Origin of the sequence: Mesorhizobium sp. M0816 (assembly GCF_040320005.1) — a bacterium.
Classification (GTDB): domain Bacteria; phylum Pseudomonadota; class Alphaproteobacteria; order Rhizobiales; family Rhizobiaceae; genus Mesorhizobium.
Window position 1 is genome coordinate 136,671 of record NZ_JAMYOT010000005.1, and the last position, 12,521, is coordinate 149,191.

Below are 12,521 nucleotides of genomic sequence, written 5' to 3' on the forward strand. Positions count from 1 at the left end.
GGTTCTAGCCGCTTTTCAGCATGTAGCCGGCGCCGCGAACCGTGTGCAGGATCGGCTTGTCGAAGCCCTTCTCGATCTTGCCCCGCAGCCGCGAGATATGAACGTCGATGACGTTGGTCTGCGGATCGAAATGGTAGTCCCAGACATTCTCGAGCAGCATGGTGCGCGTCACCACCTGGCCGGCATGGCGCATCAGATATTCGAGCAGGCGGAACTCGCGCGGCTGCAGCGTTATCTCGCGCCCGGCGCGGCGCACCGAGTGCGACAGCCGGTCGAGTTCGAGATCACCGACCCGGTAGACGGTTTCGGCTTCCCTGGCGCTGGCGCGGCGGTTCAGCACCTCGACGCGGGCGAGCAGTTCGGAAAAGGCGTAGGGTTTGGTCAGATAGTCGTCGCCGCCGGCGCGCAGACCGGTGACCCGGTCGTCGACTTCGCCGAGCGCCGACAGGATCAGCACGGGCGTCGTATTGCCCCGGGACCTGAGCCCGGCAATGACGGACAGGCCGTCGCGACGCGGCATCATGCGGTCAATGACCATGACGTCATAGTCGCCGGAATCGGCGAGCGCGAAGCCGGTTTCGCCGTCGCCGGCGACATGGGCGGTATGGCCGGCCTCGGCGAACGCCTTCTGCAGGTAGTCGGCTGCCTCGCGATCGTCTTCTATGACGAGAATCTTCATAGAACCGTTATACGCGATTTCACTGGAAGATTGAGTGGCCGGCATATGCATCGTGGCCTTCTCCATGACGTATCGCGAACAAAGTGATTCAGGGATACGCGGTAAGTCTTTGTTTTAGCATGTCGTAGCCTAAAATCGCTTCACGCCTTGAGCGGCATGTTCGAGCGGCAGCGGGCGATGGGAGGCCCGCTGCCGCTGGGGCGGAACACGATGACTGACTAACGTATTCAGGCCCCGTGCTTTCCCGTGCGGTGGCTCGGGGGTGTTGAAAACCGCCGCATCGGAAAAGTCGACCACTAGAGCGCCGCGCGTCCTCTTGGACGCGCAAAGGACGCTCTAGCACCTTGAATCGGCGCATGAGCCTTTCCGAAAACGGAATACGTGTTCGGGGTCATGCGCTCAGCCCTTGGCGACAGGCAGTGCGACGAAGCGGTTGCTGTCGTCGCGGGTGATCTGCATCAGCACCGCCTTGCGGCCGGACTTCACCGCGTCGGCCATCGCCTTGTCGACGTCGCCGGCGCCGTTCACTTCCGCCGAATTGACGGAGGTGATGACGTCGCCGGGCTGGATGCCGCGATCGGCGGCATCGCTGTCGGGGTCGACATCGGTCACCACAAGGCCCTTGCCATTGTCAGACTTGGTGACGGTCAGGCCGAGATCGGCGAGCGTGTCGGTCTTCGGCGCGGGGGCAGGCTGCTGGTCGGCCGAGGCCTGCTTGTCGCTCGACGGCAGCTTGCCGAGATCGACCTTAACCGCCTCGCTCTTGCCGTTGCGCCACACCGTGACATCGACAGATTTGCCGGGCGGGTAAGCGCCGATCAGGCGGGCGAGTTCCTTCGGCGAAGCAACGTCCTTGCCGTCCACCTGGGTGATCACGTCACCGGCGGTGATGCCGGCCTTCTTGCCGGGACCGTTGTCCTGTGCGCTGGCAACGAGCGCGCCCTTGCCGGACCCAAGGCCAAGCGACTCGGCGATTTCGGGCGTGACCGGCTGGATTTCGACGCCGAGCCAGCCGCGCTGGACTGTACCGTTCTTCATCAGATCCTGCACGACCTGCTTGGCGGTCGAAGCGGGAATATCGAAGGCAATGCCGACGCTGCCGCCCGACGGCGAGAAGATCGCGGTGTTGATGCCGACAACCTGGCCGTTGAGGTTGAAGGTCGGGCCGCCCGAATTGCCGCGGTTCACCGAGGCGTCGATCTGGATGAAGTCGTCATAGGGACCGGCGCCGATATCGCGGCCGCGGGCCGAGACGATGCCGGCGGTAACCGTGCCGCCGAGGCCGAACGGATTGCCGACAGCCACCACCCAGTCGCCGACGCGAACCTTGGAATCATCGGCGAAGTCGACATAGGTGAACTTGCTGCCGTCATCGACCTTGAGCACGGCAAGATCGGTGCGCGGATCGGTGCCGATCAGCTTGGCGTCGAGTTCCTTGCCGTCATTGGTCACCACGGTGAAGGCGGTGCCCTCCTCGACGACATGGTTGTTGGTGACGAGATAGCCGTCATCGGAGATGAAGAAACCGGACCCTTGCGCCACCGGCCGCGGCTGGTCGTTGTTGCGGTCACGGTGTCCAAAACGGCGCATTCCGTTCGGGCCCTGATCGCCGCCTTGATCGCCAAAGCCGCGGAATTCGCGGAAGAACCGGCGCAGCTGCGGGTTGTCGGGAAGATTGCCTAAGCCGTCCTCGTCGTCCATCTGGCCGGAACCGTCATCGGCCGTCGACTGGATCTTGGCCTTGACGCGCACGCTGACGACCGCCGGCGAAACGCGCTCGACCACATCGGCGAAGCTCGGGACCTGCGGTGCCTCGACACGCACGGCGTCGGCCAGCACCGGGGCTGTCCCGGTGGCAACAGCACCAAAGCCGATCGCGCCGGCAATGGCCAGGGATGCGGCTGCGGCCAGCAGGCGTTTACGGGTGCGAAGATATGAATTGGGGGCAACATTCATGGTTATCGTATCCTCTTTTCAAGGGACGCCCCTTGATTGGCATCCTCGACAAAGGAAATAGAGGGCCGCACATTACGGCGCCATTTCCGGTACATGAAACTTTCGTAATGTATCGATCAATCGCGGCGGAGCATCTTGTCCAGCGCCGCCTGTTCCTCGGCAGTTAATGCAGCGGTCACCGTCGAATGGCGCGAGCGGGCGGCCAGCAGGATGAATGTCCCGCCAACGAGCAGCAGAAGAACTGGCGTCCCCCAGAGCAAAACATTGCGCAGATTGAAGCGTGGCTTCAGCAGCACGAATTCGCCGTAGCGCGAAACGACATAGTCCATCACCTGCCGATCGGTATCGCCGGCGACCAGGCGCTGGCGCACAAGGATGCGCAGGTCGCGGGCGAGGTCGGCATCGGACTCGTCGATCGACTGGTTCTGGCAGACCATGCAGCGCAGGCCTTCCGACAAAGCGCGCGCCCTCGCCTCGAGTGCCGGGTCGGCGAGCACCTCGTCGGGCTTGACCGCCTGCACGGCGCCGGCGAACAAGAGCGCCAGCAGCAGGACCAGCGAGGCCAGCGTGACCCTTTTCATTGCGGGCTCGCCGATGGCACGCCGGCCGCAGCCTTGCGGCGCGACGGTGCGCCGACGCGCAGGCGGCGGTCGAGCAGCGACATCGCCGCGCCCGCCATCATCACCATTCCGCCGCCCCAGATCAGCGTCACCAGCGGCTTCCACCACAGACGAACGACCACAGAGCCATCGCTGCCCTCGTCGCCAAGCGAAAGATAGAGCTGGCTGAAGCCGATCGTCCTGATGCCGGATTCGGTTGTGGTCATCTGGCGCACCGGATATGAGCGCTTGGCCGAGGTGATCTCGCCGGTGACGCTGCCGTCGGCGCCAAGCAGGGCGAAGCGGCCGCGATCCTCACTGTAGTTAGGCCCCTGGGCCGGGTAGAGTCCCTCGAAGCGCAGCTTGTGGCCGGACAGTTCGACGGTCTCGCCGGCATGCATCGACAGGATTTTTTCGGTGCCGAAGCAAAGCGTGCCGACAATGCCGAGCGTTGTCAGCCCGAGGCCGAGATGCGCAAGCGCTGTGCCGAAGACCGAGCGCGGTAGGCCGGCGAAGCGCCTGAGCATGGTGGCGGGCGCGACGGTGCCGAAGCCGGATTTGACGGCGAGATCGGAGAGCGCGCCGCAGATCAGCCAGAAGGCAAGGCCGACACCGAGTGCCGCCAACACCGAAGCGCCATCGATGAACAGGGCCGTCACCAGCACGGCGAGCAGCGCCGCCGCGAAAGCCGCCATCAGGCGCTGGGCGACCGCGAAAATGTCACCGCGCTTCCAGGCGAGGAGCGGCCCGAACGGCACGACGACCAAGAGCGGCACCATCAGCGGGCCGAATGTCAGGTTGAAGAACGGCGCGCCGACCGAAATCTTGTCGGCAGACAGGGCTTCGACGACGAGCGGGTAGAGCGTGCCGACCAGCACGGTGGCGGTGGCGGTGGTCAGGAACAGATTGTTCAGGACCAGCGCGCCTTCGCGCGAGATCGGGTGAAACAGCCCGCCGGCCGTCAGCCGGGAGGCGCGCAAGGCAAACAGCGCCAGCGAGCCGCCGATGAACAGCGTCAGGATGCAGAGGATGAAAACGCCGCGCGTCGGATCGGTGGCGAATGCGTGCACCGAGGTCAGCACGCCGGAGCGCACCAGGAAGGTGCCGAGCAGCGACAGTGAGAAGGTCAGGATCGCCAGAAGCAGCGTCCAGATCTTCAGCGCCGAGCGCTTTTCCATGACGATCGCCGAATGCAGCAGCGCCGTGCCCGCCAGCCACGGCATGAAGGATGCGTTCTCGACCGGATCCCAGAACCAGAAGCCGCCCCAGCCGAGCTCGTAATAGGCCCAGTAGGAGCCCATGGCGATGCCGCCGGTGAGGAACATCCAGGCAACCAATGTCCACGGCCTTACCCAGCGCGCCCACGAAGCGTCAATGCGGCCCTCGATGAGGGCAGCGACAGAGAAGGAAAAGCAGATCGAGAAACCGACATAGCCGAGATAAAGCAGCGGCGGATGGATGGCGAGGCCGAGGTCCTGCAGGATCGGGTTGAGATCGCGGCCCTCGATAGGCGCCGGATTGAGCCTGACGAACGGGTTCGACGTCGTCAGGATGAACAGGAAGAAAGTGGCGCCGATCGCTCCCTGCACGGCAAGCACATTGGCCCGGAGCGTCGCCGGAAGATTGCCGCCGAAGACGGCGACGAGCGCGCCGAAGAAGGTCAGGATCAGCACCCAGAGCAGCATCGAACCTTCGTGATTGCCCCAGGTTCCGGTGATCTTGTAGATCAGCGGCTGCAGCGAATGCGAGTTCTCCCAGACGCTCTCAACCGAGAAGTCGGAGCCGGCGTAGGCGGTTGCCAGCGCCACGAAAGACAGCGCCGTCAAGGCAAAGCCGGTCAGCGCGGCCGGTGCGCCGACGGCCATCATCTTGTGGTTGCCGGTGCGCGCACCGAACAGCGGCACCATCGTCTGCACCAGGGCCAGCGCAAACGCCAGGATCAGGGCGAAATGTCCGGTTTCAACCATTGTCACCGCACCCGCTAGTCACTCTTGCTCTCCTGCCATACGCCCTTGGCCTTGAGGCCGTCGGCTACCTCCTTCGGCATATAAGTCTCGTCATGCTTGGCCAGCACGCTGTCGGCGACAAAGACGCCATCGGGGCCAAACGAGCCTTCGGTGATCACGCCCTGTCCTTCCCGGAAGAGGTCGGGAAGAATGCCGGTATAGGTGACCTTGACGTCCTTCTGGTTGTCGGTCACCGAAAAGGCGACGGTGGCGCCTTGGCTACGCTCGACCGTGCCTTTTTCGACGAGACCGCCGAGCCTGATGCGCTGGCCCGGCTGAAGGCTGGCGGTGGCCAGATCGGCCGGCATGTAGAAATAGGAGGCCTTCTGGCCAAGCGCATAGAAGGTCAGCCCCGTGGCAACACCGAGAAACCCCAGCCCCGCTGCGATCACCGACAGTCGTTTCTGCTTGCGCGTCATCGTCTACTCCGTCGCCGTCACGCCAAGCGAGGCGGCAAAGGCGGTGAATTTTCTGGCCTGATCGCTGTCCGCGCCAAAGACGGCGATACCGCGATTGAGCGCGTCACGCGCCTGATCTGTCTTGCCCAGCACGGCATAGGAACGAACGAGCTGCATCCACCCTTCCTCGTCGCGCGGATTTTGCCGAAGCTTTTCGTCGAGGCCGGCAACCATGGTGCTGATCATGGCTTGCCGGTCCTGCGGCGACATCGAGGAAGCAGCATCGATATCCTCGGCGGTCGGCCCTTTCGCGGGCGCCTCCGAAGCGACGCTGCGGGCGGCGGATTCGGCCAGCGCCTGCTCGACGGCGCCGCGCCACGGCGAGCCCTGCGGCAAGGCGGCAAGCATCTTTTGCCAGGCCGCCGTGGCTTCAGCTATGCGGCCTTCCTGTGCCATGCCCATGGCGAGATAGAACGATGCCTTCGGATTGGCCGGATCGAGCTTCAACGCCGCCTCGAAAGCCGCCTGCGCTTCGGCGGAGACAATGCCGCCGGCCGCATTGGCGATCGCCTCGCCAAGACCCGCCTGGCGGGCGGCGCTGTCGCCGTCGAGGCGGATGGCGTTGCGATAGGCGGTCACCGCATCGGCGTATCGCTGCATGCGCAGATAGACCGGCGCCAGCACGTCCCAGCCGCGGCCATCGGATGGGTTGGCCGCCAGGTGCGCCTCGGCGCGGGCTATCAGCTCGTCGACCGAGCTGTCGGCGGGGTTCTTGGCCAGGCGTTCGCTGAGCGGCTGCGACGGCAGGTCGGGTGAGCCGAGCTGGCCATAGAGGCCCCAGCTGACCAGCGGAACCAGCAGCACGGCCGCCGTCGCCACCAGCCTTGTCGACCGCGACGGTTGCGTCGCCGTGTCGTCGGCGTGGCCGGCATTGCTCAGGCGAAGGATGCGGCGGGCGATTTCGGCGCGTGCCTCTTCGGCCTCCATTGGCTGGATCAGGCCACGCGCCATATCGCGGTCAAGCTCGGCCAGCTGGTCGCGATAGACTTCAAGGTCGTGATCGCCGGCAGCGGACGCGTTCTTCGATCCGCCGGCCAACGGCAGCAGCACCGCCAGGCTTGCGCCCAGCGTCAGGATTGCGGCTATGACCCAGAACAGCATGGCTCTTCCAATAGAACGAGACCCTTGCCCTGCCAACACAAGCGTGCTGCGACGCTTTGGCGGGGCCGCTCCGATCGATAATGCATGTCGCGCAAAAGTGTGCAGCGGTTTTGCGATAACGACCATGCATCAAAGCAAGGACCTAAAGCGCGTCGCATGAGGCCGGTCGCACGCGACGCGCTTTAGTGCCGGACCGGAATCGGCGGATCGATGGCCGGCCAGCTACGTCAGCGGCGTCCAGCTGCCGTCGGCATTGCGGCACGCGGTTCCGCGCGCGGTGGCGCCGGCGGTGCCGGTAAACACCGTATGGGTGTATTGCCGGCAGTCCTGCGAGCCGACGCGATAGGGCTGGGCGGCGACCACTTCGCCGCGATGGGCCGAACCGTCGCTCTTCCAAGCCACTTTCTGGCCGCTCGCCGTGTATTCAAGCGCCTTGTATTCCGCCTCGAGCGCGCTGCGCTTCTCGGTCTCGCTCAGGCCGGCGCCGATAGAGCCGCCGACGAGGCCGCCGCCCATGGCGGAGATGATCGTCGTCGCCACCTTGGCGCCGCTGGGGGGCGTCGCGGCCGGCGTCACCGTAACGGCCGGGCCCTTGCCGAGCGTTGTGCAGCCGGAGACGGCGAGCAGGGCGGAAACGAGCGCGACGCGAATCTTCATGCCAATACCGGCTTTCTTGAGCTGGACCGCCGCGCTGTCAGCAGCTGGCGCGGCCATAATGTCGATGTTTGTCGGAAATTTGGCCGCGGCCGGCCACCTGGAAAAGCAATCTGGAAAAGCATTACTGAAGGCTCCGCAATCGAACCATCGCCTTCAATCCACCCATGACGGATCGTTCCAGCGCCAGAGAGCCTCCATACTCGTTGACAAGGTCGGCGACAATGGCAAGTCCGAGCCCGCTGCCCGGTTTTGTCTCGTCGAGCCGCCGGCCGCGCTGCAACACCTCGCGCGCCTTGTCGTCGGGAATGCCGGGGCCGTCATCCTCGATGCTGATCTCGAACAGGTTGGCTGCGCCTTCCGTGCCAGCGCCACCCTTGCTGGAGATTGGCTTGACCGAAACGGCGACCGCGCTCCTTGCCCATTTCATCGCATTGTCGAGCAGATTGCCGAGCAGCTCCTCCAGGTCCTCGCGTTCGCCGGCAAAGACGATGTCGGTGGCCGGCAGTGAGAGCGACAGCGCCGTCTGCGGGTTGAGCTTCTGCAGCACCCGAACCATGCGCTGGACCAGCGGCGCCACCGGCGTACGGTAGACGACGCTGTCGCGCTGCGCGGCGACGCGGGCACGTTGCAGATAATGGTCCACTTGCTTTTGCATGGAAGCGGCCTGCTCGGCGATCAGCTGACCCTTGGCGCCACCCAGCGCCCGTCCCTCGTTGAGCAGCACGGCAAGCGGCGTCTTCAGCGAGTGAGCCAGGTTGCCGACCTGTGTGCGCGACCGCTCGACGATACGCCTGTTGTTCTCGATCAGCGCATTGGTCTCGTTGGCGAGCGGCTCGATCTCGGCCGGGAAACGGCCGTCTAGGCGCTGCGCGGTTCCTTCGCGCACCATGGCAAGCGCATTCCTGACCCGGCGCAGCGGCTGCAGGCCGAGCAGGATGGCAATCGCATTGATGGCGATCATGCCGACGCCGAACAGCGACAGATAGGTCAAAAGGCGCCGCTGGAAGGTGGCGATTTCCTGCTCGAGCTCGGTCTGGTTGCCCATGACGCGGAAGCGCGCGGCGCGGTTTTTCGCATCGAGCACGAACTCGCTCTCGAACACCTCCAACTGCTCGCCTTCGATGCCGTCCGCTGAATAGCTGCGCTGGAAGCTGGCATTGAAGGGCACCTCGGCAACGCTTGGCGACGGGATCGCCTTGGTCATCGACGACGAATGGAGATCGCCGTGCACGCCTTCCGAGGCAGGCTCGACCGACCAGTACCAGCCGGAATTCGGTTCCGAGAACCTCAAATCACCAAGGTCGGGGGCGCCGGTCAATTGGCCGCTTTCAGAAACGCCGACCGAGCCGATCAGGTTGAACAGATGCGCCGAAAGCAGGCTGTCGAAACCGCGCTCGCTGGCCTGGCGATAGAGCGTGGTGATCAAGGTGAAGATGACGACCAGAGTGAGGATCGCCCAGACCGTGGAAAAGGCGATGACGCGAAACGCCACCGAACGCGGCCATGACCGCAGCGACGGCGTGTTCGAGACGGCGGGTTTTGTAGGCAGCGGTTCCGCGTTACGCCTCCGGCTTACGCATGCGGTAGCCCATGCCGCGAACAGTTTCGATCATGTCGATGCCCATCTTCTTGCGAAGCCGTCCGACAAAGACCTCGATGGTGTTGGAATCGCGGTCGAAATCCTGGTCGTAGAGATGCTCGACCAGCTCGGTCCGGGACACCACCTCGCCCATATGGTGCATCAAATAGGCAAGCAAGCGGAATTCGTGCGAGGTCAGCTTCAGCGGCACGCCGTCGACGTCGGCCTTGGAGACCTTGGTGTCGAGGCGGAGCGGCCCGCAGGTCAGTTCGGACGAAGCGTGCCCGGCAGCACGCCGGATCAAGGCCCGCACCCTGGCCAGGATTTCCTCGATGTGGAAGGGTTTGGTGACGTAGTCGTCGGCGCCGGCGTCGATGCCGGCAACCTTGTCGCTCCAGCGGTCGCGTGCCGTCAGGATCAGCACCGGCATCTTGCGGCCGCCGCGCCGCCAGCGTTCGACCACGCTGATGCCGTCCATCTGCGGCAGGCCGATGTCGAGCACGACGGCATCGTAGGGCTCGGTGTCGCCGAGAAAGTGCCCTTCCTCGCCGTCGAAAGCGCGGTCGACGACATAACCGGCATCGACCAGCGCGTCGCCGATCTGCCGGTTGAGATCCTTGTCATCTTCGACGACGAGTACGCGCATGCGGGAGGCCTGTTGAAACTGGTCAGATATAGGCCGATTCCGGCAGACTGGGAAACGGCACGGTTCAGTTCAGCGGAACGACGATCTCGGAGCGACGGGGACGCTGCCCGTCCTTGCCCGGAACGAGCACGACGATGACGCAGACCGGCTGGCCGCCGCGTGTCGACTGCGAGGCCTTGGCCAGGGTGCCGCCATTCTGCTCGGCCACCTGCTGGCCGATCGCGTAGCAGTCGGACGCGGCGACGACGACCGGCTGAGTCCACTCGGGCACGACAGCGGGGATCGCCATCGCTTGCGACGCAAGCAGACCGGCGGCTGACAGCGCCAGTGCCGCGGTCCGGAAGTGGGAGCGAAGGGTTTTCATGGTCAGCGTTCTAACGCGCCGGTGCTGAACGTGATATGAACGGTGAACGCTCGAATGCATGCCCGCCACACCCCTGAAGCGCGAGATTACCGGATTGCCATTTCGCCGCCCGGCTCCGCGAAATCGCCAATGTTTAACCTAGCCCTCCAATCCTTCGCCGACAACCGGCATCATCTGGCGGGCAGGACCATTTGGGAGGACGAAGCATCCGGCCCAAGGCAACCGATGGCAGTTCAGGCGAACCGAACCTGAAACAAAAAACCCGCCTCTGCGGCGGGTCGCTGGCGCCATCAGCACCATAGGGGAATTAGTAGCATAGCTGCCGGCACAAAGCAAGAACAAAATTGTCCGATTTGCAAAAAGTGCCCGGTGCTCAGCCCTCGTCCTTGATCACGGCACGGAAGCGCAGCAGCCCGTGATGGGCCGAAAGGTCCTCGTCGTAGCGGGCTTCGGCGAATTCGAGCTTGAGGTAGGCGCGGCGATGTTCGCCGAGCGAGAGAGCCGTATCGCGCAGGCGGGTGCTAACAAGGTCCATGATGTCATTGGTTTCCTTGCTGGCCTCTGATTTCGACCAGACATGCAACGTCAGCAACTGTTCTGCGTCGTTCTCCATTCCCGTTGCCCAATCGTAGACGCTGGTGCGGCCGAAGGTCATGTGGGGGAACGCAACATTTTCCGGCGCACGGTCGAACAATCTTGCGTCGCCCAATGCCGCCGATAAATCGGGATCGCCATTCACAGCATCGAATATGGCCTTCTGCAATTCGACGGCCGGCGCGGTCATCGTCTTTCCCTTCGCCCGTCGCGTCGAGCTCCCGGCTGCGTAGCTGCGTTGCATGAAGGCATCCCGCCAAAGCGCGAATCAGCGCGTCTCATGCGGATTATGAACCTTCATGATCTCGGCAATAAGCCCTGCTCCTGCAACCCGCGACGGCACGGCCGACGAAGCGGATGCGTTTGCTTCCTGGCTGCAGCTGGAATGGGAAATGTCAGGCTCATGATTTGGGCTGCGTCGATGCGGATACGGCCTGCTTGAGTGCCCGCGACGCCCGCTTCTTCTTCGGGGCGACCGGATTCAGAGCTGCCGCCGCGCGGTCCGCCTCTTCCTTGGCCAGTCGCAATTCCCTCAGCCTTGCCGTCTTGATGGTCCTGGCCTTCGCCTCCGAGAGATATTCGGCAGTTGCTTTGTTCCGCTCCGCCGCCTTCTTTTGATTTTCCATGAAGCGAGCCTCAGATTTTCCCATGATGTTCTGATTGCCTTGGGCCATCCGTAAAATCTCCTTGCAGCTAAAGTCGAAAACGTGAATTTCACTGTAAGATAGGTGTTTCACAGCGGAAATTCAATTCTCAGGCATTTGGCATGACCCAACTGTGGTGAGAGACCTAGCGGAAATAATACCTGTTAATATTATCGGGATCGCAAGATTCTCTGGCGCTCCCGCAAATCGAGTATCCAGCGAGTCTTCCGAGAGAACCAACGCCGGACGATAAGGTGCGACCCGCAAAGAGCGGGACAAGCGTCCCGTGTGACGACTGCCAATCCTCGGCACCTCGCGCAAGCGGCTGCACCATGCCCCTACTGCGTCTCGCCGCTGATCACCTCGGCATGGTCCTTGATGATGGTAGAAACGAAGCGGATGACGGCGCGCACCGGCGCCTCCGCCCCGATTTCACGGCGATAGACGAGCGACACCGGATGACTGCCGAGAATGTCGGGGGCAAGGCGCACCATCCGCGGTTCAGCTTCGGCCAACATGCAGGGCATTACCGCCAGACCGGCGCCACTCAGAGCCGCCGCCAGCATTTCCGTCATTTCGGCAACGCGAAGGACAATTGTCGCGCCGGCGCCGTGCGCCTCAACCCATTTGGCGCCGGGGACGCCGGCAAGGCTTGCGTGAAATCCAATGATCTCGTGTCCGGCCAGCTGGCGAGGGTCGATGGGCATCGGGTGACGGTCGAGATAGCGCTGGGACGCGTAGATCGACCAGCCCGCAACACAAAGCTTCTGCGCGATCAAATCGTCGTCGGCGATGGTGCCGATCCTGACCGCTAGGTCGGCCTCGCCGTGCTGCAGGTCCACGGGCCTGCTGCCGCTCGTCAGTTCAAGATTGATATCGGGGTGGGCCTTATGGAACCCGGCCATACGCTCGGCAAAAAGGGGGCTGAAGCCCGACGGCAGTGCCAGCCGAACGCTATTCTTGCCCGAACGCACAAGCGCCGTCAGTGCTTGCATGGTACGTTCAAGGTCATCACCGAGCGGCAGCAATGTCTGGCCAAGCGGCGTGATCTCGATACCTTGCCGCATGCGCACGACAAGCGAAACCCCGAGTGCCGCCTCAAGAGCAGCCAGGCGCCGGCTGATCGTCGTGTGACGCACGCCGAGCACGCGCGCAGCTCCCGACAACGTTCCCGCGCGGGCGGCAGCGAGAAAGTAGCGCAGATCGTTCCAGTCCGGTTCGCCGGTCTTGATCACGAA

At 63.8% G+C, this 12,521-nt stretch carries 13 protein-coding genes; all 13 read right to left on the reverse strand.

The window, feature by feature from the left end:
• Positions 1-4 precede the first annotated feature (4 nt).
• A complete protein-coding gene (locus NKI17_RS09450) occupies positions 5-679 on the reverse strand; it encodes a response regulator transcription factor (protein ID WP_352454335.1) in 675 nt (224 codons plus the stop codon).
• Between the two features lie 399 nt (positions 680-1,078).
• The gene (locus NKI17_RS09455; protein WP_352569862.1) at positions 1,079-2,635 is read right to left on the reverse strand and encodes a Do family serine endopeptidase; all 1,557 of its coding nucleotides are present in this window, start codon (positions 2,633-2,635) and stop codon (positions 1,079-1,081) included.
• Positions 2,636-2,751: 116 nt separating this feature from the next.
• Positions 2,752-3,216 carry a cytochrome c-type biogenesis protein gene (locus NKI17_RS09460; RefSeq protein WP_352569863.1) on the reverse strand — a complete coding sequence of 155 codons (465 nt, stop codon included), beginning with the start codon at positions 3,214-3,216 and terminating at the stop codon, positions 2,752-2,754.
• Positions 3,213-5,201 (reverse strand): heme lyase CcmF/NrfE family subunit, encoded by a 1,989-nt coding sequence (locus tag NKI17_RS09465; protein WP_352569864.1) that lies wholly within the window; start codon positions 5,199-5,201, stop codon positions 3,213-3,215. The genes NKI17_RS09460 and NKI17_RS09465 overlap by 4 nt, the downstream gene beginning before the upstream one ends.
• A gap of 14 nt (positions 5,202-5,215) precedes the next feature.
• Positions 5,216-5,659, reverse strand: a complete 444-nt coding sequence (gene ccmE / locus NKI17_RS09470) for a cytochrome c maturation protein CcmE (RefSeq protein ID WP_352454332.1) — start codon at positions 5,657-5,659, stop codon at positions 5,216-5,218.
• Between the two features lie 3 nt (positions 5,660-5,662).
• On the reverse strand, positions 5,663-6,799 hold the full coding sequence (gene ccmI, locus NKI17_RS09475; protein WP_352756234.1) for a c-type cytochrome biogenesis protein CcmI: 1,137 nt from the start codon (positions 6,797-6,799) through the stop codon (positions 5,663-5,665).
• A 222-nt stretch (positions 6,800-7,021) separates the two neighbouring features.
• Entirely contained in the window at positions 7,022-7,456 is a 435-nt protein-coding gene (locus NKI17_RS09480) for an RT0821/Lpp0805 family surface protein (RefSeq protein WP_352449042.1), read from the reverse strand.
• A 121-nt stretch (positions 7,457-7,577) separates the two neighbouring features.
• Entirely contained in the window at positions 7,578-9,005 is a 1,428-nt protein-coding gene (locus NKI17_RS09485; RefSeq protein WP_352454424.1) for an ATP-binding protein, read from the reverse strand.
• Positions 9,006-9,015: 10 nt separating this feature from the next.
• Positions 9,016-9,681 carry a response regulator transcription factor gene (locus NKI17_RS09490; RefSeq protein ID WP_352569867.1) on the reverse strand — a complete coding sequence of 222 codons (666 nt, stop codon included), beginning with the start codon at positions 9,679-9,681 and terminating at the stop codon, positions 9,016-9,018.
• 64 nt (positions 9,682-9,745) lie between these two features.
• Positions 9,746-10,045, reverse strand: coding sequence for a hypothetical protein (locus tag NKI17_RS09495; RefSeq protein WP_352569868.1), 300 nt, complete (start codon positions 10,043-10,045; stop codon positions 9,746-9,748).
• A gap of 373 nt (positions 10,046-10,418) precedes the next feature.
• Positions 10,419-10,883 carry a DUF3168 domain-containing protein gene (locus NKI17_RS09500; RefSeq protein WP_352569870.1) on the reverse strand — a complete coding sequence of 155 codons (465 nt, stop codon included), beginning with the start codon at positions 10,881-10,883 and terminating at the stop codon, positions 10,419-10,421.
• A gap of 157 nt (positions 10,884-11,040) precedes the next feature.
• Positions 11,041-11,313, reverse strand: a complete 273-nt coding sequence (locus NKI17_RS09505; protein ID WP_352570000.1) for a hypothetical protein — start codon at positions 11,311-11,313, stop codon at positions 11,041-11,043.
• A gap of 308 nt (positions 11,314-11,621) precedes the next feature.
• On the reverse strand, positions 11,622-12,518 hold the full coding sequence (locus NKI17_RS09510) for a LysR family transcriptional regulator (RefSeq protein ID WP_352905741.1): 897 nt from the start codon (positions 12,516-12,518) through the stop codon (positions 11,622-11,624).
• Positions 12,519-12,521 lie beyond the last annotated feature (3 nt).

What these genes read in the sequence shown, in the direction of transcription:
- NKI17_RS09450 (WP_352454335.1), bottom strand. Translation starts at nt 679, where the DNA reads ATGAAGATTCTCGTCATAGAAGACGATCGCGAGGCAGCCGACTACCTG.
- NKI17_RS09455 (WP_352569862.1), bottom strand. Translation starts at nt 2,635, where the DNA reads ATGAATGTTGCCCCCAATTCATATCTTCGCACCCGTAAACGCCTGCTG.
- NKI17_RS09460 (WP_352569863.1), bottom strand. Translation starts at nt 3,216, where the DNA reads ATGAAAAGGGTCACGCTGGCCTCGCTGGTCCTGCTGCTGGCGCTCTTG.
- NKI17_RS09465 (WP_352569864.1), bottom strand. Translation starts at nt 5,201, where the DNA reads ATGGTTGAAACCGGACATTTCGCCCTGATCCTGGCGTTTGCGCTGGCC.
- ccmE (WP_352454332.1), bottom strand. Translation starts at nt 5,659, where the DNA reads ATGACGCGCAAGCAGAAACGACTGTCGGTGATCGCAGCGGGGCTGGGG.
- ccmI (WP_352756234.1), bottom strand. Translation starts at nt 6,799, where the DNA reads ATGCTGTTCTGGGTCATAGCCGCAATCCTGACGCTGGGCGCAAGCCTG.
- NKI17_RS09480 (WP_352449042.1), bottom strand. Translation starts at nt 7,456, where the DNA reads ATGAAGATTCGCGTCGCGCTCGTTTCCGCCCTGCTCGCCGTCTCCGGC.
- NKI17_RS09490 (WP_352569867.1), bottom strand. Translation starts at nt 9,681, where the DNA reads ATGCGCGTACTCGTCGTCGAAGATGACAAGGATCTCAACCGGCAGATC.
- NKI17_RS09495 (WP_352569868.1), bottom strand. Translation starts at nt 10,045, where the DNA reads ATGAAAACCCTTCGCTCCCACTTCCGGACCGCGGCACTGGCGCTGTCA.
- NKI17_RS09500 (WP_352569870.1), bottom strand. Translation starts at nt 10,883, where the DNA reads ATGCAACGCAGCTACGCAGCCGGGAGCTCGACGCGACGGGCGAAGGGA.
- NKI17_RS09505 (WP_352570000.1), bottom strand. Translation starts at nt 11,313, where the DNA reads ATGGCCCAAGGCAATCAGAACATCATGGGAAAATCTGAGGCTCGCTTC.